Annotated in this window: 16 protein-coding genes; 9 read left to right on the top strand and 7 right to left on the bottom strand. The window is 69.6% G+C overall.

Translation table 11 applies throughout. The features are described 5' to 3' along the window. The first annotated feature begins 79 nt into the window (after positions 1 to 79). On the top strand, positions 80 to 3,220 hold the full coding sequence (locus ACTYVM_RS01860) for an efflux RND transporter permease subunit (protein WP_445524191.1): 3,141 nt from the start codon (positions 80 to 82) through the stop codon (positions 3,218 to 3,220). Positions 3,221 to 3,272: 52 nt separating this feature from the next. Here ACTYVM_RS01860 and ACTYVM_RS01855 read toward each other — a convergent pair whose 3' ends face one another. Together ACTYVM_RS01855 and ACTYVM_RS01850 are read right to left on the bottom strand one after the other, a co-directional pair. After that, positions 3,273 to 3,470, bottom strand: coding sequence for a DUF397 domain-containing protein (locus tag ACTYVM_RS01855; protein WP_445524190.1), 198 nt, complete (start codon positions 3,468 to 3,470; stop codon positions 3,273 to 3,275). Beyond that, positions 3,449 to 4,294 carry a DUF5753 domain-containing protein gene (locus tag ACTYVM_RS01850; protein WP_445524189.1) on the bottom strand — a complete coding sequence of 282 codons (846 nt, stop codon included), beginning with the start codon at positions 4,292 to 4,294 and terminating at the stop codon, positions 3,449 to 3,451. Before ACTYVM_RS01850 ends, ACTYVM_RS01855 begins: the two co-directional genes overlap by 22 nt. 160 nt (positions 4,295 to 4,454) lie before the next feature. Between ACTYVM_RS01850 and ACTYVM_RS01845 the strand changes: the two genes are divergently transcribed. Then, entirely contained in the window at positions 4,455 to 4,778 is a 324-nt protein-coding gene (locus ACTYVM_RS01845; protein WP_445524188.1) for a hypothetical protein, read from the top strand. On the opposite strand, the gene ACTYVM_RS01840 is transcribed toward ACTYVM_RS01845, so the two are convergent. Continuing rightward, a complete protein-coding gene (locus ACTYVM_RS01840) occupies positions 4,763 to 6,253 on the bottom strand; it encodes an AAA family ATPase (protein WP_445524187.1) in 1,491 nt (496 codons plus the stop codon). The genes ACTYVM_RS01845 and ACTYVM_RS01840 overlap by 16 nt on opposite strands. Before the next feature lie 170 nt (positions 6,254 to 6,423). Further along, positions 6,424 to 7,617: a quinolinate synthase NadA gene (gene nadA, locus ACTYVM_RS01835; RefSeq protein WP_445524186.1), complete on the bottom strand. Its 1,194-nt coding sequence runs from the start codon at positions 7,615 to 7,617 to the stop codon at positions 6,424 to 6,426. A gap of 314 nt (positions 7,618 to 7,931) precedes the next feature. On the opposite strand from nadA, the gene ACTYVM_RS01830 reads away from it, so the two are divergent. Further along, positions 7,932 to 8,288 carry a HesB/IscA family protein gene (locus tag ACTYVM_RS01830; protein ID WP_006135694.1) on the top strand — a complete coding sequence of 119 codons (357 nt, stop codon included), beginning with the start codon at positions 7,932 to 7,934 and terminating at the stop codon, positions 8,286 to 8,288. An 86-nt stretch (positions 8,289 to 8,374) separates the two neighbouring features. On the opposite strand, the gene ACTYVM_RS01825 is transcribed toward ACTYVM_RS01830, so the two are convergent. Continuing rightward, positions 8,375 to 10,006, bottom strand: a complete 1,632-nt coding sequence (locus tag ACTYVM_RS01825; protein ID WP_445524185.1) for a hypothetical protein — start codon at positions 10,004 to 10,006, stop codon at positions 8,375 to 8,377. Between the two features lie 390 nt (positions 10,007 to 10,396). Here ACTYVM_RS01825 and ACTYVM_RS01820 point away from each other — a divergent pair, with 390 nt between their 5' ends. Continuing rightward, the gene (locus tag ACTYVM_RS01820; protein ID WP_445524184.1) at positions 10,397 to 11,371 is read left to right on the top strand and encodes a carbohydrate kinase family protein; all 975 of its coding nucleotides are present in this window, start codon (positions 10,397 to 10,399) and stop codon (positions 11,369 to 11,371) included. Between the two features lie 281 nt (positions 11,372 to 11,652). On the opposite strand, the gene ACTYVM_RS01815 is transcribed toward ACTYVM_RS01820, so the two are convergent. Continuing rightward, positions 11,653 to 13,035 (bottom strand): cysteine desulfurase/sulfurtransferase TusA family protein, encoded by a 1,383-nt coding sequence (locus ACTYVM_RS01815; RefSeq protein WP_445524183.1) that lies wholly within the window; start codon positions 13,033 to 13,035, stop codon positions 11,653 to 11,655. A gap of 317 nt (positions 13,036 to 13,352) precedes the next feature. On the opposite strand from ACTYVM_RS01815, the gene ctaC reads away from it, so the two are divergent. The 4 genes from ctaC to ACTYVM_RS01795 all read left to right on the top strand — a co-directional run bounded on the left by ctaC (position 13,353) and on the right by ACTYVM_RS01795 (position 17,850). Continuing rightward, positions 13,353 to 14,315: an aa3-type cytochrome oxidase subunit II gene (gene ctaC / locus ACTYVM_RS01810; RefSeq protein WP_445524182.1), complete on the top strand. Its 963-nt coding sequence runs from the start codon at positions 13,353 to 13,355 to the stop codon at positions 14,313 to 14,315. Then, positions 14,312 to 16,048 (top strand): aa3-type cytochrome oxidase subunit I, encoded by a 1,737-nt coding sequence (ctaD, locus tag ACTYVM_RS01805; RefSeq protein ID WP_445524181.1) that lies wholly within the window; start codon positions 14,312 to 14,314, stop codon positions 16,046 to 16,048. The genes ctaC and ctaD overlap by 4 nt, the downstream gene beginning before the upstream one ends. Next, the gene (locus tag ACTYVM_RS01800) at positions 16,045 to 16,443 is read left to right on the top strand and encodes a cytochrome c oxidase subunit 4 (protein WP_445524180.1); all 399 of its coding nucleotides are present in this window, start codon (positions 16,045 to 16,047) and stop codon (positions 16,441 to 16,443) included. Before ctaD ends, ACTYVM_RS01800 begins: the two co-directional genes overlap by 4 nt. 150 nt (positions 16,444 to 16,593) lie before the next feature. Further along, positions 16,594 to 17,850, top strand: coding sequence for a L,D-transpeptidase (locus tag ACTYVM_RS01795; protein WP_445524179.1), 1,257 nt, complete (start codon positions 16,594 to 16,596; stop codon positions 17,848 to 17,850). A 55-nt stretch (positions 17,851 to 17,905) separates the two neighbouring features. Here ACTYVM_RS01795 and ACTYVM_RS01790 read toward each other — a convergent pair whose 3' ends face one another. Beyond that, positions 17,906 to 18,307, bottom strand: coding sequence for a response regulator (locus ACTYVM_RS01790; RefSeq protein ID WP_445524178.1), 402 nt, complete (start codon positions 18,305 to 18,307; stop codon positions 17,906 to 17,908). A 212-nt stretch (positions 18,308 to 18,519) separates the two neighbouring features. On the opposite strand from ACTYVM_RS01790, the gene ctaE reads away from it, so the two are divergent. Then, positions 18,520 to 19,131 carry an aa3-type cytochrome oxidase subunit III gene (ctaE, locus tag ACTYVM_RS01785; RefSeq protein WP_400025789.1) on the top strand — a complete coding sequence of 204 codons (612 nt, stop codon included), beginning with the start codon at positions 18,520 to 18,522 and terminating at the stop codon, positions 19,129 to 19,131. The last annotated feature ends 14 nt before the right edge of the window (positions 19,132 to 19,145 follow it).

The following is a 19,145-nucleotide window of genomic DNA, read 5'->3' as shown; positions in this document are numbered from 1 at the left end:
CCCGTGCCCGAAGGTGTAGGGGTGGCGCCTGCTGTGCGCCCGTGCCGCTTCGCCGTTCACAGAATCGAGACCCTCACCCATGTCCTGGCTGTCCAGATTCAGCCTCGCGCAACGGGCCCTGATCGGGCTGATGTCGATCGTCGCGCTCGTCTTCGGGGCGATCGCCATACCCCAGCTCAAGCAGCAGCTGCTGCCCAGCATCGACCTCCCCATGGTGTCCGTGCTGGCGCCCTACCAGGGTGCGTCCCCGGACGTGGTGGAGAAGCAGGTCGTCGAGCCGCTCGAGAACAGCCTCAAGGCCGTCGACGGCATCACCGGCGTCACCTCCACGGCCAGTGAGGGCAACGCCATGATCATGGCGTCCTTCACGTACGGCAACAACACCAAGCAGCTCGTCGCCGACGTCCAGCAGGCCGTCAACCGGGCCCGCGCCCAGCTCCCGGGCGACGTCGAACCGCAGGTCATCGCCGGTTCCACGGACGACATGCCCACCGTGGTCCTCGCCGTCACCTCCGACAAGGACCAGCAGGCCCTGGCCGACCAGCTCGACAAGACGGTCGTGCCGGAGCTGAAGAACATCTCCGGCGTCGGCCAGGTCACCGTCAACGGCGTACGGGACCTCCAGGTCACCGTCACCCCGGACGACAAGAAGCTCGCCGCGGCCGGCCTCAGCCCCGCCGCCCTGAGCCAGGCCCTTCAGGCGGGCGGCGCCACCCTCCCGGCCGGTTCCTTCGACGAGAACGGCGCCAACCGCACCGTCCAGGTCGGCGGCGGGTTCACCTCGCTGAAGCAGATCCAGGACCTGATGGTCGCCGGCGAGGGCTCGGGTGCCGGCGCGGGCTCCGGCGCGGCCGCGGGCCCGAAGAAGCCGGTCCGGCTCGGCGACGTCGCCACCGTCAAGCAGGAGCCGGCCAAGGCCGACTCCATCACCCGCACCGACGGAAAGCCCAGCCTCTCCGTCGTCGTCACCATGGACCACGACGGCAGCGCGGTCTCCATCTCGAACGCCGTCGAGGACAAGCTGCCCGCCCTGCGCGACGCCCTCGGCTCCGGGGCGAAGATCACCGTCGTCAGCGACCAGGGCCCGGCCGTGGCCAAGGCCATCGACGGCCTGACCACCGAGGGCGCGCTCGGCCTGCTCTTCGCGGTCCTGGTCATCCTGGCCTTCCTGGCCTCGGTCCGCTCCACCCTGGTGACGGTGGTGTCGATCCCGCTCTCCATCGTCCTCGCGCTGATCGTGCTGTGGACCCGCGACCTGTCGCTGAACATGCTGACGCTGGGCGCGCTGACCATCGCCATCGGCCGGGTCGTCGACGACTCGATCGTGGTCCTGGAGAACATCAAGCGCCACCTCGGCTACGGCGAGGAGCGCCACACGGCCATCATGACCGCCGTGCGCGAGGTGGCCGGCGCGGTGACCTCCTCCACGCTCACCACGGTCGCCGTGTTCCTGCCGATCGGGCTGGTCGGCGGCATGGTGGGCGAGCTGTTCGGCCCGTTCAGCCTCACCGTCACCGCGGCCCTGCTGGCCTCGCTGCTGGTGTCGCTGACGGTCGTGCCGGTGCTGTCGTACTGGTTCCTGCGCGCGCCGAAGGGCACGCCCGCCCAGGCCGAGGAGGCACGCCGCCAGGCCGAGGAGAAGGAGGCCGCCAGCCGCCTCCAGCGCCTCTACGTCCCCGTCCTGCGCTTCGCCACCCGGCGGCGCCTGACCAGCGTGCTGATCGCGGTCGTCGTCCTGATCGCCACCTTCGGCATGACCCCGCTGCTCAAGACGAACTTCTTCAGCGCCGGCGAGGAGAAGGTCCTCAGCATCAAGCAGCAGCTGAAGCCCGGCACCAGCCTGGCGGCGACGGACACCGCGGCCCGCAAGGTCGAACATGAGCTCGCGCAGGTGGACGGCGTCAAGGACTACCAGGTGACGATCGGCTCCTCCGGCTTCATGGCGGCCTTCGGCGGCGGCACGGACACCAACCAGGCCTCGTACCAGGTGATGCTTCAGGACTCGGCGTCGTCCGACGACGTCCGCGCCGGGATCGAGGACCGTCTGCAGAAGCTGTCCGGCGTCGGTACCGTCACGGTCGCCGACGGCGGCGGCGGCTTCGGCAGCCAGGACCTGAAGGTGGTCGTCAAGGCGGGCGACGCCGACGCGCTGCGCAAGGCCTCGGAGCAGGTCCGCAAGACGGTCGCCGGCCTGGACCACGTCACCGACGTCACCAGCGACCTATCGCAGAGCGTGCCGCGCATCTCGGTGCGGGCCAACTCCAAGGCGGCGGCGGCCGGCTTCACCGACCAGAGCCTCGGCATGGCCGTCACCCAGGCGGTCAAGGGCAGCATGGTCGCCAAGGCGACCCTGGACGACACCGAGCGCAACGTCGTCATCCAGTCGGCGAAGCCGGCGACCACCCTGGACGAGCTGAAGAACCTGCGGCTCGGCCCGGTGAAGCTGGGCGACATCGCGACCGTCAAGCTGGTCGACGGCCCGGTGTCGATGACCCGCATCGACGGTCAGCGCGCCGCCACGATCACGGCCAAGCCGACCGGTGACAACACCGGTGCGGTCAGCATGGACCTCCAGTCGAAGATCAAGGACCTCAAGCTGCCCGCGGGCGCGACAGCCGAGATCGGGGGCGTCACCTCCGACCAGGACGACGCCTTCAAGAACCTCGGCCTGGCCATGCTGGCGGCGATCGCGATCGTCTTCATGCTGCTGGTGGGCACCTTCCGGTCGCTGGCGCAGCCGCTGATCCTGCTGGTGTCCATTCCGTTCGCCGCCACCGGCGCGCTCGGCCTGCTGATCGTCACCGGTACGCCGATGGGCGTCCCCGCGATGATCGGCATGCTGATGCTGATCGGCATCGTGGTGACGAACGCGATCGTGCTGATCGACCTGATCAACCAGTACCGCAGCCAGGGGTACGGGATCGTCGAGGCGGTCGTGGAAGGCGGCCGCCACCGTCTGCGCCCCATCCTCATGACGGCGCTGGCCACGATCTTCGCCCTGCTCCCGATGGCCCTGGGTGTCACCGGCGAGGGCGGTTTCATCGCCCAGCCGCTGGCCGTGGTCGTGATCGGCGGCCTGATCACCTCCACCCTGCTGACCCTGCTGCTGGTCCCGACGCTCTACGCGATGCTGGAACTCCGCAAGGAGCGCCGCGCGAAGAAGCGGGCGGCGAAGCGTGAGGTCCGCGAGGACAAGGTGCTGGAACCCGCGGGCGTGTAACGGCACATGACACAGCGAACGGCCGGGTCTCGAAGGAGACCCGGCCGTTTTCTCATGCCTTCAGCGAGCTGACGAAAGCGTCCCAGGCGGCGGCCGGGACGACGAGCACGGGGCCGTGGGGGGTCTTGCTGTCGCGGACGGGGACGGTGCCGGGGAAGCCCTCGGCGATCTCGACGCATTCGCCCCCGTTCGCATTGCTGTAGCTGCTCCGGCGCCAGCGGGCAGAGATCAGCTCAGGGCTGTGTCGCATGGCTTGTAGTCCTCCATGGCCTGTCGGATCAGCTCCGCCGAGGCGGCCGGCGAGAGGGCGTTGGCGCGGAGCACTTCGTAGTGCCGTCGCCACTTCTTCACCGAGTCCCGGTCCTCGTAGAGGTGACCGACCTCGATGCACTCTTCGTAGGCCACGGTTGAGCCGTTGGGAAGGGTCAGCAGGGTCAGGGCGCCGCCCATCAGATAGTGCCCACCAGCACTGAAGGGCATCACCTGGACCTTGCTGTCCGGAGTATCCATCTGTTCGAGCAGCCAGGCCAGTTGTTTGTACATGCTCTCCGGGCCGCCGAAAGGACGCCGGAGCACGGACTCGTCGATGATCGCCCACCGCAACGGGGGCTGGGCCGAGCGGATCCTCTCCTGGCGGGACATCCGTGCGTTGACACGCTCCTCCACCTGCTCCGGCAGCAGCTCCTCCCGAAGGCTGAGCTGGGCGTCGGCGTACTCCCGGACCTGCAACAGCCCCGGAAGGGTCTGCGCCCCGTAGTTCTCGACAACTTCCGCCTGCGCCTCGAAGTCCATGAACCGGCGGTACTGGTCCGGATGCGCCTCGCGCTTGGCCAACTCGTACAGCCCGTGGAAGTGCTTGTCCGCGCCGAACGCGGCGTCGAGCCGGTCCGGCAGGTCCGGTGGTGGCATCAACTCCGCCGTCTCGATGCGGGCCAGCGTGCTCTTGCTGGAGTTGAGGATCTCCGCGAGCTGGAGCAACGACAACGCGGCGGCCTCGCGGTGGCGGCGCTGCTCGGCGCCGAAGTAGTGGCGGGCGGAGAGGTAGGGGGTGAGCGTCTGCGGCTTGAACGTCATCGGTCTCGCCTCTTCGTCTGATCGTCCCGTTCCCCACGCTGGGACGCGGCGCTCCTGTTACAGCCCGGTGCCCCAGCGCGACGATGGCGGCACAGAAGGTAATGGCAGGAGATCCGGTGCCGCAGCGGAATGGCCGGATCCGACCGAGAGGAGCGACGGGATGATCCGCGACGGACGGGACGGTACGCCGCTGCGGTTGCTGCCGTGGACGACACCGGAGGGCGCCCCGTGCTACCTGAGCACGGACGACCCGCGCAGCCGCTTGTCCCGCCTGGCGGACGAACTGGAGGCGGATCTGCTCGACTCGGCCGAGTTCGTCCTGACCGAGGCCGGGCCGCTGCTCACCGACGAGGCGACGGGGGCAGGGGAGTTGCGCTTCACGGGCGTACAACTCGCCGCGGCCCTGGCGGACACACTGAGAATCGCGACGAGCCGGGGCGCCCGGCTACCGGCCTCGCGCCGGGAGGGTCAGGCGCCGCTGTAGAGCCGGTGCAGGTCGACGAGGATCACTTCGTCCCGGGCTGCCGCGGCCTGGAGGGCCGGGGTGAAGCCGAGGCCGCTGTAGCAGGCGGGGCGGGCGTGGGTGGTGTCGAGGCCGCGGGCGGAGAGCAGGTCCAGGATGTGACGGAGCCGGTCGAGGTGGCGTACGTCCATGACCTTGTTCCACTTCGCCTCACCGATCGACAACAGGATCCCCTGGTCCTGGCCGACCGCCCCGTGCACGACGACGTCGACCTCGTGCGAGGTACGGGCGGCCGGGTCGGGGACGCTTCCCGAGGAGACGTCGATCGGCAGTCCGCCGAAGGTCTCCGGGTCCGCGTGCCAGGAGACCCACTCCCTGCACAGTCGTTCGAAGTGGGGGCCGACGACTTGGCTGAGGAAGGTGCTCTGGGCTCGCTCCCAGACCGCGGCGGCTCCACGCCGGTGGGCGAGCAGCGTCTGGCTGGGGCGTACGACTGCGTGGTGGAAGGCGATCAGGGGTTCGGCGATGCGGTAGGCGCTGCGGTTGCCGCGGAAGGCGTCCGGTTCGGCGGTGAGCAGGCCGCAGCGTTTGAGCACCGTCAGTGGCTGCGAGATGTCCGTGGCCTTGCGGCCGACCGTGCTCGCGATGCCGCCACTCGTGTGGTTGCCGGTGGCGACCGCGGCGAGGACCGAGTGGTAGAGGGAGCGGTCGCGCACGTCGGGCTCGGCGGCGAGCAGGAACTCGGCTTCGCCGTACAGAGGCCGGGCGGGGTTGAGGACAGTACGGCACACCCAGCCGTCGAAGTCGCCGAGTGCGTCCGGAGCGTCGTCGTCGACGAACTCGCGGCGGTAGGCGGGAGTTCCGCCGACCACGGAGTGAGTGAGAACGGCGAGTCGCGGGTCCCCGATGTTCCAGAACTCCGCCGCCGCACGGTAGCCGAGCCCATGCACCACGAGGTCCAGGCCGGCTCGGCCGTACAGCGGCGAGGTGCCGGACAGTAACCCGCCCATGAACGACATGGCGCTGCCGCACAGGATCAGACGTGGGTGGCGTTCGAGGTAGCGGCCCGCGCGTACGCCGAGGGTGGCCTGGAGCCGGGAGGGGAGTGACGGGTCGTTGCGGACGAGATGGGGGAACTCGTCGATGACGACGGTCACCGGACGGTCGGCCGCCAGGTTGAACAGGAGTTCCAGTGCCTCGCCCCAGTCCTGGGGGCGGGGTGGGACGGGAGCGTCGGTGTAGCGGGCGACGGCCTCGCCCAGCAGGCGCAGCGACTCGGCGGCCGATGCTTCCAGGGCGGCGTAATAGAAGCCTCCGGTTGCCTCGGCCAGGGCGTGGAGCAGGAAACTCTTGCCCTGGCGGCGACGCCCCGAGACGACCCCGAGGCGGGGGCCTGTGCCCTCACCCGTGGCGAAGGCCGTCAGCTCGCTCCACTCCCAGTCGCGGTCGAACATGGTGGACGGCTTGGGGATGCTGCGGTGCTTGGGGCGGGCCATGCATGCCTCGCGGTTTTTAGGGATGTGTATCTAAGAAGTACATCTCTAAGAACGTCGCCGCATCCTCGAAGACACGGGTGGGACGGTTTCGTCCTCGTGCAGGCGGGCAGGGGGGTGCCCCGGTCGTCCGTGAGACGGCCGGGGCACCCTGACTGACTGCGATGTCGGGGCTACGGCAGCGCCAGCATCCGCTCCAGGGCGAGCTTGGCGTAGCCTTCCGTCTCCTTGTCCACCTGGATGCGGTTGACCAGGTTGCCCTCGGCCAGGGACTCCAGGGCCCAGACCAGGTGGGGCAGGTCGATGCGGTTCATCGTGGAGCAGAAGCAGACCGTCTTGTCGAGGAAGACGATCTCCTTGTCCTCGGAGGCGTAACGGTTCGCCAGCCGGCGCACCAGGTTCAGCTCCGTGCCGATGGCCCACTTGGAGCCGGCCGGGGCGGCCTCCAGGGTCTTGATGATGTGCTCCGTCGAGCCGACGTGGTCCGCCGCGGCGACCACCTCGTGCTTGCACTCCGGGTGGACCAGGACGTTCACCCCCGGGATGCGCTCGCGGACGTCGTTCACCGAGTCCAGGCTGAAGCGGCCGTGCACCGAGCAGTGGCCGCGCCACAGGATCATCTTCGCCGCCCGCAGCTCGTCGGCGGTCAGGCCGCCGTTCGGCTTGTGCGGGTTGTAGACGACGCAGTCGTCGAGCGACATGCCCATGTCCCGCACCGCCGTGTTCCGGCCCAGGTGCTGGTCGGGCAGGAACAGGACCTTCTCGCCCTTCTCGAAGGCCCACTCCAGCGCCCGCTCGGCGTTCGACGACGTGCAGATGGTGCCGCCGTGCTTGCCCGTGAAGGCCTTGATGTCGGCGGAGGAGTTCATGTACGACACCGGGACGACCTGGTCGGCGATGCCGGCCTCGGTGAGCACGTCCCAGCACTCGGCGACCTGCTCGGCCGTGGCCATGTCGGCCATGGAGCAGCCGGCCGCCAGGTCCGGCAGGACCACCTTCTGCTCGTCGGACGTGAGGATGTCCGCGGACTCCGCCATGAAGTGCACACCGCAGAACACGATGTACTCGGCTTCCGGGCGAGCGGCCGCGTCCCGGGCCAGCTTGAAGGAGTCGCCCGTGACGTCGGCGAACTGGATGACCTCGTCGCGCTGGTAGTGGTGGCCGAGCACGAAGACCTTGTCTCCGAGCTTCTCCTTGGCCACCCGGGCGCGCTCCACCAGGTCCGGGTCGGACGCGGCGGGCAGGTCGCCGGGGCACTCGACGCCGCGCTCGCTCTTCGGGTCGGCCTCGCGGCCGAGCAGCAGGAGGGCGAGCGGCGTCGGCTGGACGTCGAGGTCCTGGGGTTGGGCGGTGGTCACGACACGCACCCTTTCTACTTTTCGTCGAACTGACACTATCTATGATAGCTGGTTCACGTCACTTTGACGATGGTCATAGTGTCCATGTGACGTGAATCCCGGCATCCGGCCCGTCCGCACCGGCCCGACCCCGGTCGGTACACGAGCCCCGGTCCGGCCCAGCCCCGTCCACAGGCCGCTGTCCGGTTTCCCACCCGTGTGCGAGCATGAAGTGGACGAGCCTGGAGCAGAGAAAAGGCACACGCCCGGCCCGGAATGATTCCGCGGCCTTGCCGGTTGCACTCGTCGGCAAGCAGTCTCCGTACAACCCGGGAGAGATGTAGATGTCCGTATCGGACGAGACCACCACCGTCACCGACGGCATCATCCTGACCGACGCCGCCGCGTCCAAGGTCAAGGCCCTGCTCGACCAGGAAGGCCGTGACGATCTCGCCCTGCGCGTCGCCGTCCAGCCCGGTGGCTGCTCCGGCCTGCGCTACCAGCTCTTCTTCGACGAGCGTTCCCTCGACGGCGACGTGGAGAAGGACTTCGGCGGGGTCAAGGTCGTCACCGACCGCATGAGCGCCCCCTACCTGGGCGGTGCCACCATCGACTTCGTGGACACCATCGAGAAGCAGGGCTTCACGATCGACAACCCGAACGCGACCGGCTCCTGCGCCTGCGGCGACTCCTTCAGCTGATCCGGGCACGGGCACGGTAGGACACAGCAGGCGGCGGCCCTCTCATGGGGCCGCCGCCTGCTGTTGTGTTCCCGCGCCCGCGGGCCTCAGCGGGCGAGCGAGGGCGACTCCGGCAGCCGTGCCCCCGGCTGCTCCAGGGGGATCTCCTGCCCGTCCGCGCCGACCACCTTCCGGTCGCCGAGGGGCCGGTCCAGGTGCAGGGTGCGGTGGTACACCTTGGCGATCAGGATGCAGACCGTGTCCGGCCGCGTGGTCTCGGTCACCGTGACCGTCACCCGTCCGGAGCTCTCCCGGGCCGAGGCCCGGTAGTCGGCGCACACCCCGCCCTCGAAGCGGACGGTCAGCTCCTCGCCCTCGGTGGCGTATCCGGTCACCTTCACGTCACGCGTGACCGGAGCGCCGTCCGAGCTCCTCGGCGCCGGGGTCGACTGCCCGGACGGCGGAGCCGACGAGGTCAGGTACTCCGGGGCGACGGCCGGATACGTCACCGTGGTGCCGGCGCCCTGCCCGGTCGGCGCCCGCACCTCGAACAGCCAGGACGGGACGAGCATCCGCTGCCCCCCGGAGGAGTGCGCGGCCAGCCCGAAGACCGCCTTGCCGATCGTGACGGCGTCCTGCGGGGCGGGGGTGCGCGCGGGGGAGGCGGAGCCCGAGGTCCCGCACGGCGCCTCCAGGCGGTCCTTGAGCGGTACGGGGCTGGCGCAGCCGCCGATGCCCATGCGGTGCTCGGTCCGCGGGGCCCCGTTCATCAGGTCCAGCGTCCTGCGCGCGCTCAGCACGGGGTAGGTGTCGCCCTTCACCGGTGCCTTCAACTGGCCGCTGCCGCCGACCACCTCGCCCTGTCGGCCGACGCTCAGGCCGGTTGTCCAGCCGTACGTGGGCAGCCCGCCGACCAGCGGATCGGCGTTGACGACCCGCTGGTCGCCCATGACCTGATCCGCGTCCACCTTGGCGTCGTCCTGTCCCAGGGCCTTGAGCACCGGGGCCGCCGCCTTCAGTGCCGCCGCCGCGCCCAACGGACGGGCGGGCGGGGCCGCCGGGTCGTGCCCGCACAGCGCGCCCTTGCAGTCGTCGGTGCCCGGCGCGTACCGGCTGAACGTCCAGGCCCCCGGCGCCGTCCGCTCGACGCGCAGGAACGGCCCGGAACCGTCCTTCCCGGACCCCACCCGCCACGCCTGGGCATCGGCCACCGGTGTACCTTTCACGCCGAGCGCCTCGGCGAGCCCGGCCACCTCGTCCCGGGTGACCTCGCCCCGCGCCCGGTAGACCGGTGCCGAGCCGGGTCCCTGGGGCAGCGGGCCGGTGGCCCGGTAGGTCGTGCCGTAGGGGTTGGGCTCACCCGGCGCGATGCCGTTCGGCGCGCCGTCACCCGTGCCGGCACCGGTGCCCGGGGTGCCGTCACCTGTGCCGGTCCCGGCGGCCGGGGCGGAGTACCCGTCGAGGACCAGCGGCCCTGGGGTGCCGTGCCCGCCGGGCACTCCCGCCCCCTGATCACGCCCATCGGGATCCGAGGCGAGCACCACCCCGCCGCCGCCCACCAGCAGCACCGCGGCGGCAACCGAGGCGACCACCACGGGCGACCGCCCCCAAGCGTGCCTCCCACCGGGGCGGCCGTCGTCATCCGGGGCTCCCGTGACATCCGGAACCGCAGGGGCCTGCGGGGTCTCCTCGGCGGTGTCCGTGGACTCGTCGTCGTGGTCGGGCCGCTCGGTGTTCACCGCATCGCTCCTTCGCCTGCACAGGTGCTGTTCGCTGCCGACCCGATCCGACCGGCCCCTGACAACGTGGTGGGTCGATGCTCGGTGGGTCGTATCCCGCATCCCCGGGTGGGGGGACAGCGATGGGACGTGGAGGGGGAGCGCGCGGTTCCCTTCCGTAAGCCGATCGGGTCCCGGCCTGTAAGCCGGCCGACTCCGGCCCGTACGTCGGCCGGGACCGGTCCGTCCGTCGGCCGGGACACGGACGGCGGAACGGAGACCCGGTCGGGTGCCGCCCGGCGGGGGATGTCCGGACCCGGTCGGGGCCCGGCGAGCGGCGACGTGGGCACCGGCCCCAGGACCGGGTAGCGTGAACTGTCAATCCCCCCTGACTCCAGGAGCATCCACGCCGTGCGCATCGCAGTCACCGGCTCCATCGCCACCGACCACCTCATGACCTTCCCCGGACGCTTCGCGGACCAGCTCGTCGCGGATCAGCTGCACACGGTCTCGCTCTCCTTCCTGGTCGACCAGCTGGACGTCCGGCGCGGCGGGGTCGGCGCCAACATCGCCTTCGGCATGGGCCAGCTCGGTACCGGGCCGGTCCTGGTGGGCGCCGCCGGACCCGACTTCGGCGAGTACCGGGCCTGGCTGGACCGGCACGGCGTCGACACCTCCTCGGTCCGTATCTCCGAGACCCTGCACACCGCCCGGTTCGTGTGCACCACCGACGCCGACCACAACCAGATCGGCTCCTTCTACACGGGCGCGATGAGCGAGGCCCGCCTCATCGAGCTCAAGACCGTCGCCGACCGTGTCGGCGGGCTCGACCTGGTCCTGATCGGTGCGGACGACCCGGAGGCGATGCTCCGGCACACCGAGGAGTGCCGCTCGCGCGCCATCCCCTTCGCGGCCGACTTCTCCCAGCAGATCGCGCGGATGAACGGCGACGAGATCCGGATACTGCTGGACGGGGCGACGTACCTGTTCTCCAACGAGTACGAGAAGGGCCTCATCGAGTCCAAGACCGGCTGGAGCGACGCCGAGATCCTCTCCCGCGTCGGCCACCGGGTCACCACCCTCGGCTCGCGCGGCGTGCGCATCGAGCGCGCCGGCGAGGACCCGGTCGAGGTCGGCTGCCCGGACGAGGAGCGCAAGGCCGACCCGACGGGCGTCGGCGACGCCTTCCGTGCCGGGTTCCTCTCCGGCCTCGCCTGGGGCGTCTCCCAGGAGCGCGCCGCCCAGGTCGGCTGCATGCTGGCCACGCTGGTGATCGAGACCGTGGGCACCCAGGAGTACCAGCTGCGCCGCGGCCACTTCATGGAGCGCTTCACCAAGGCCTACGGCGACGACGCGGCCCGCGAGGTCCGCGCCCACCTTTCCTGACGGGACGTCGGGCGAGGGCGGACGGAGGCAGACGGAGGCAGACGGAAACAGAAGGAACCGGGTGGCACCGGGTGGAACCCGGAGAAACCTAGTGCCGCGGCGGGCAACGTTTGCCCGTCAAGGAGCGGCGTCCGGTGCGTGCTCTGGGGGTCCCCCCTGCTCGAAGAGCTTGGGGGAGTGCCGGCCGGAAGTCCTCGTACTGGATGTACTCGGGCTTTCGGCCGGTGCGGCGAGAGTGCGTGCCGGGCGTCGCGACGGGGCAAACGTTGCCTGTCGCGGCACTAGGAGACCCGGCGGACGACGTAGGCCGACCCCACGTCCGCCGGCTCCTCGCCCACGTACTCCTGCCCGCGCATCTCGCACCACGCCGGAACGTCCAGCCGTGCCGCCTCGTCGTCGGACAGGACGCGGACCGTGCCGCCGACCGGTACGTCCCCGAAGACCTTGGCCAGCTCGATCACCGGGATCGGGCAGCGCCTGCCGAGGGCGTCCACGACCAGCGCGTCCTCCCGCCCGGCGGCCGGTGCCGCGCCGGCCGGAGCCCCGAGCTTCTCCCGCACCGCCGCCACCGCGCCCGGCAGGACGGCGAGGAACCGCTCGACCTCCTCCTCCGGCGTCCCGGGCGGCAGCGAGACCCGCACATTGCCCTCGCTCAGCACACCCATCGCCCTGAGGACATGGCTCGGCGTCAGCGTGCTGCTCGTGCAGGACGAACCGGAGGACACGGAGAAGCCCTCGCGGTCCAGCTCGTGCAGCAATGTCTCCCCGTCGACATAGAGACAGGAGAAGGTGACGAGCCCCGGCAGCCGGCGGGCCGGGTCGCCCACGACCTCCACGTCCGGCACCAGACGCGGCACCCGCGCCCGGATCCGCTCCGTCAACTCCCGCAGCCGTACCGCCTCCTCGGCCGCCTCCGCCCGCACCGCCCGCAGCGCGGCCGCCGCCGCCACGATCGCCGGGATGTTCTCGAAGCCCGCCGCCCGGCCCGACTCCCGCTCGTCCACCGGCCCGCGCGGCGCGAACCGCACCCCCTTGCGCACGACGAGCAGCCCGGTCCCGGACGGCCCGCCCCACTTGTGGGCGCTCGCCGTCAGCAGCGACCAGTCGCCGCCGACCGGGCCCCAGGCCAGCGACTGCGCCGCGTCCACCAGCAGCGGCACGCCCGCCGCCCGGCACGCCGCGGCCACCTCGGCGACCGGCTGCTCGGTGCCCACCTCGTGGTTGGCCGACTGAAGGCAGGCCAGCGCGGTGTCCTCCCGCAGCGCCGCCTCGTACGCGCCCACGGCCACCCGGCCTTGGCGGTCGACCGGCACCCGCGTGACCGGCCCGCCGTCCGCCTCGTGCGCCTCGGCGGAGTGGAGCACCGAAGAGTGTTCGACCGCTGACACGATCAGATGGCGTCCGACGCGCCGACGACCCGCCAGCGCTCCCGCGATCCCGCTGTGCACCGCCCGCGTCCCCGAGGAGGTGAACGCCAGCTCGTCGGCCCGGCACCCCACCGCCTCCGCGGCCGCCTCCCGGGCCGCGTCCAGCAGCAGCCGGGCCCGCCGCCCCTCCCGGTACAGACGGGCGGGATCGGCCCACCCCTCGTCGAGGGCGGCCAGCAGAGCCTGCCGGGCGACGGGATGAAGGGGAGCACTGGAAGCAGCGTCGAAGTAGGCCACACGCCAACGCTAAGCGCCCCGAAGGCGTGCGGGGAACTGCACGACAAGCCGCCCATGATCCCGCAGTCGTCACAAATGCCGCACTCCCGGCCTCGGAGGCGCCCAAACACCGTCAATTCGTGGGGTGCCGCAACCGTGTCCCACCCCTTCGGGCCGACCCGCGGCGCGTATGGCACCCTCCCCGCGACCCGCCGGATGGCGTCCAGTAGGGTTTGGTCCGCATAAACATCCAAACCCCTGCCCGACGCGGGGCCGCGACCGACCAGCGAGAAGGCCGCAGCCGAACAGCGCGGGCGAGACTCTCGGGAAGGCGCTACGTGAGTCCCAACGGCTCCGACCGCTCGCCGCGGCGCCCGATGCGGCGGAAGCTGCTGCAGGCACTGACTGCGGGCCTGGTCCTGGCGACCGCAACCGGTTGCACATACAAGGACTTTCCCCGGCTGGGTATGCCCACCCCGACCACGGAAGAGGCTCCCAGGATCCTCTCGCTGTGGCAGGGGTCCTGGGCGGCCGCGCTCGCCGTCGGCTGCCTGGTGTGGGGTCTGATCCTGTGGAGTGCTTTCTTCCACCGGCGCAGCCGCACCAAGGTAGAGGTTCCCCCGCAGACCCGGTACAACATGCCCATCGAGGCGCTGTACACGGTGGTCCCCCTCGTCATCGTCTCGGTGCTCTTCTACTTCACGGCCCGTGACGAGTCCAAGCTCATGGACATCACCTCCAAGAAGCCGGACGTCACGGTGAACGTCGTCGGCTACCAGTGGAGCTGGGCCTTCAACTACATCGAGCCCGTCGCCGGTTCGTCGGGCGACGCGAAGACCGACAAGAACCTGGCCGCGATTCCGGACCGGTTCAAGACGGACTTCCCGGCGAGCGCCGGCGGTGTCTACGACTACGGCATCCCGGGGACGCGGAACCCGCAGAACGGCAACCCCGGTCCCACCATGTGGCTGCCCAAGGGCAAGACGGTCCGCTTCATCCTCACCTCGCGGGACGTCATCCACTCCTTCTGGGTGCTGCCGTTCCTGATGAAGCAGGACGTCATCCCCGGCCACACCAACTCCTTCCAGGTGACCCCCACCATGGAGGGCACCTTCCGGGGCAAGTGCGCCGAGCTGTGCGGCCAGGACCACTCCCGGATGCTGTTCAACGTGAAGGTCGTCTCGCCCGAGCGCTACGAGCAGCACCTCAAGGACCTCGCCAAGAAGGGGCAGACCGGTTACGTTCCCGCAGGCATCGCGCAGACGAGCCACGAGAAGAACCGGGAGACGAACAACCTGTGAGCATCCTCAACGAACCTCAGGGTGCCGCGGCAGCTGAGGACTCTTACGAGAGCGAGCTGCCGGTCCGGCGCAAGCAACCGGGCAATCTCGTGGTGAAGTGGCTGACGACCACCGACCACAAGACCATCGGAACGCTGTACCTCGTCACCGCCTTCGCGTTCTTCTGCATCGGCGGCGTGATGGCGCTCCTCATGCGCGCCGAACTGGCCCGTCCCGGCATGCAGCTCATGTCGAACGAGCAGTTCAACCAGGCGTTCACGATGCACGGCACGATCATGCTGCTGATGTTCGCGACGCCGCTGTTCGCGGGCTTCGCGAACTGGATCATGCCGCTGCAGATCGGCGCCCCGGACGTCGCCTTCCCGCGGCTGAACATGTTCGCCTACTGGCTGTACCTGCTCGGCTCGCTGATCGCGGTGGGCGGCTTCCTCACCCCGCAGGGCGCGGCCGACTTCGGCTGGTTCGCCTACGCCCCGCTGTCCGACGCGGTGCACTCGCCGGGCCTCGGTGGCGACCTGTGGATCATGGGTCTGGCCCTGTCCGGTTTCGGTACGATCCTCGGCTCGGTCAACTTCATCACCACGATCATCTGCATGCGCGCGCCGGGCATGACCATGTTCCGCATGCCGATCTTCGTGTGGAACGTGCTGCTGACCGCGGTGCTGGTCCTGCTGGCCTTCCCGGTGCTGGCCGCCGCGCTGCTCGCGCTGGAGGCGGACCGCAAGTTCGGCGCCCACGTCTTCGACGCGGCCAACGGCGGTGCGCTGCTGTGGCAGCACCTGTTCTGGTTCTTCGGGCACCCCGAGGTGTACATCATCGCGCTGCCGTTCTTCGGCATCGTCAGTGAGATCATCCCGGTCTTCTCCCGGAAGCCGATGTTCGGCTACATGGGCCTGATCGGCGCGACGATCGCCATCGCCGGCCTGTCGGTGACGGTGTGGGCGCACCACATGTACGTGACCGGCGGCGTGCTCCTGCCGTTCTTCTCCTTCATGACCTTCCTGATCGCGGTCCCGACCGGTGTGAAGTTCTTCAACTGGGTCGGCACCATGTGGAAGGGCAGCCTCTCCTTCGAGACGCCGATGCTGTGGGCGACCGGCTTCCTGATCACCTTCGTCTTCGGTGGTCTGACCGGTGTGATCCTGGCGGCGCCGCCGCTGGACTTCCACATCTCGGACTCGTACTTCGTGGTGGCGCACTTCCACTACGTCGTCTTCGGCACCGTGGTGTTCGCGATGTTCGCCGGCTTCCACTTCTGGTGGCCGAAGTTCACCGGCAAGATGCTCGACGAGCGGCTCGGCAAGATCACCTTCTGGCTGCTGTTCATCGGCTTCCACGGCACCTTCCTGGTCCAGCACTGGCTGGGTGTGGAGGGCATGCCGCGCCGGTACGCCGACTACCTGGCGGCCGACGGCTTCACCGCGCTGAACACGGTGTCGACGATCTTCTCGTTCGTGCTCGGCCTGTCGATCCTGCCGTTCTTCTACAACATCTGGAAGACGGCCAAGTACGGCAAGCCGGTCGGCGTCGACGACCCGTGGGGCTACGGCCGCTCCCTGGAGTGGGCGACCTCCTGCCCGCCGCCGCGGCACAACTTCCTCACCCTGCCCCGGATTCGCAGCGAATCCCCGGCATTCGACCTGCACCACCCCGAGATCGCCGCGCTGGACCAGCTCCAGAACGCCGGTCACGCTGAGAAGGCCCTCGCTGGCGGCAAGGAGGCCGGCAAGTGAAGATCCAGGGCAAGTTGTTCATGTGGCTGAGCGCCTTCCTGCTCATCACCGCCATCGTCTACGGCGTGTGGTCGAAGGAAGCGGTCGGCGCGACGGCTCTCTTCATGGCCTTCGGCCTGAGCATCATGATCGGCTTCTACCTGGGCTTCACGGCCCGGCGGGTCGACGTGGGCGCTCAGGACGACAAGGAGGCCGATGTCGCGGACGACGCCGGCGAGTTGGGCTTCTTCAGCCCGCACAGCTGGCAGCCGCTCGGCCTGGGTATCGGTGGCGCGCTGGCCTTCCTCGGCATCGCGGTCGGCTGGTGGCTCGTGTACTTCGCGGCGCCCATCATCATGATCTCCGTCTGGGGCTGGGTCTTCGAGTACTACCGCGGTGAGAACCGCACCCAGTGACCCGCGTCGGGCATCGCTGAACACCAGGGAGTCCGGACTCTCCACCTGGAGAGTCCGGACTCCTTCTTTTGGCTCAGCAAGCCTCGCCGAAATTCCCTCGAACGGGTGATCCACCGCGCCGGAGGTGACGAAGGTCCTTAGCGTGAGGGCATGAGCACCACAGTGATTTCCCGCGGAGCGGGAGCCGCCCTGCTGGTCGCCGCCATCGGGACGAGTGCCACCGCCTGCGGCGCGGACGGCAACCCGCTGGCCGCCAACCCGTACGACGCGGCGGACCAGATCTCCTTCAGCGGCCCCCAGGAAGCCGGGAAGAAGGCCGACCCGGACAAGCCCCTGGAAGTCACGACTCAGGGCGGCGACGGACGGATCACCGACGTCACGGCCATGGACGCCACGGGGCGCTACGTCTCCGGCGAACTGGACGCCGACGGCAGCCGTTGGCACAGCACCTCACCGCTGGCCGCGGGCGCCCACTACACGATCCGGGTGAGCACCGAGGACGAGGCCGGAAGACCGGGCCGCAAGGTCCTCACGATGGACACGGACAAGCCCAAGGGCCAACAGCTCGTGAACGTCAAGTTCGGGCCGGAGGCGGGCACCTACGGCGTCGGCCAGCCCATCACGGCCGAACTCGACCAGCCCATCAAGGACAAGGCCCAGCGGGCCGTCGTCGAGCGCGCCCTCAGGGTCGACTCCCAACCCGCCGTGCAGGGCTCCTGGTACTGGGTGAGCGACAAGGAACTCCACTACCGCCCGCAGGACTACTGGCCCGCCCACGCCACCGTCGAGGTACACAGCAACCTGGAGAACATCAAGATCAGCGACCGGCTGCGGGGCGGCAAGGCCAAACCGCTGAAGATCACCACGGGTGACCGCGTCGTGGCGCTCACGGACGCCGCCAAGCACCTGATGACGGTCTACAAGAACGACGAGAAGATCAAGGAGATCCCCATCACCACCGGCAAGCCCGGTTTCGAGACCCGCAACGGGATCAAGGTGGTCCTGGCCAAGCAGTACTACGTACAGATGAAGAGCTCCACCGTCGGCATCGCCGCGGGCTCCTCGGACTCGTACGACCTGCCCGTGTACTACGCCACCCGGGTCACCTGGAGCGGTGAGTACGTCCACGCCGCCCCGTGGTCCGTCGGCTCCCAGGGATCGGCCAACGTCAGCCACGGCTGCACCGGCATGAGCACCCCCAACGCCTCCTGGTTCTTCAACACGATCCACGAGGGCGACCTGGTCCAGGTCGTCAACTCCGCCGGCCACGAGATGGAACTCTTCGACAACGGCTTCGGCGACTGGAACATGCCCTGGCAGAAGTGGGTCCAGGGCAGCGCCATCAGCTCTGGCGCCGACGGCGTCAGGGCGCAGAACAAGGCGCGGCTGACCCCGCAGAGCACGTGAGACGGGGGCGGGGCGAAGGACGGGAGCCGGGTCCGCCGGCCCCCGTCCGAGGGCCTCAGACGCCGCTCAGCGCCTTCCTGCGCAGCAGGGACGCCAGAGCGGAGGCGAACTCCACCGGCTCCACCGGATGCGTGACCGCCGCGTCCGCCCGGCTCCACGTGGCCAGCCACGCGTCCTGCGGACGCCCGATGAGCAGCAGCACCGGCGGGCAGTCGAAGACCTCGTCCTTGATCTGGCGGCACATCCCCATGCCGCCCATGGGCACGGCCTCGCCGTCCAGCACACAGACGTCGATGCCGCCCCGGTCCAGCTCCTTGAGGACCGCGGCGGGCGTGGCGCACTCCAGGAACTCCACCACGGGGGCGTCCGGAGCCGGCCGCCGGCCGCAGGCCAGCCGCACCTGCTCGCGGGTGTTGGCGTCGTCGCTGTAGACCAGCACCGTGGCGGTCGCCTGCATTGTTCCTCCGCGTCGTTGGTCGGGGAAACCCCGTCGGGAACTGTCGGGAACTTCCGGGTACCGATGGCGCGGATGCTACCCCCTTCAACTCGTGGTAGACACCGGTTTGGAACGGCCCTTCGAGGGGCCGTTCGGGCAGGGCACACCCCTCGGACACTCCGAACGGCACCCCCCGGGGTGAGGGCGGGATAAGCGACCGACATAATGTCGGCGTGGCGACAGCAACGACAGTAGAAACCGGGCACGCGCACCCGTCGGTCAACCGACCGAACCTCACCAGCGTCGGAACCATCATTTGGCTGAGTTCCGAGCTGATGTTCTTCGCGGCCCTCTTCGCGATGTACTTCACCCTGCGCTCGGTGACGGGTCCGGCGCACTGGAAGGAGATGGCGGGCGCTCTCAACGTCCCCTTCTCGTCGGTGAACACCACGATCCTGGTGCTCTCCTCACTCACCTGCCAGCTCGGCGTTTTCGCCGCCGAGCGCGGTGACGTGAAGAAGCTCCGGGGCTGGTTCATCGTCACCTTCATCATGGGTGCGATCTTCATCGGCGGTCAGATCTTCGAGTACACCGAGCTGGTGAAGCACGAGGGCATCTCCCTGTCCTCCGACCCGTACGGCTCGGTGTTCTACCTGACCACCGGCTTCCACGGGCTGCATGTGACGGGCGGTCTCATCGCCTTCCTGCTGGTCCTCGGCCGTACCTACGCGGCCAAGAGGTTCACCCACGAGCAGGCGACCGCGGCCATCGTTGTGTCCTACTACTGGCACTTCGTCGATGTCGTCTGGATCGGACTCTTCGCCACGATCTACCTGATCAAGTAGCCGACGAACCGATT

This window comes from Streptomyces cyslabdanicus (genome assembly GCF_052663305.1).
This window is presented reverse-complemented; position numbering and strand designations above follow the sequence as displayed.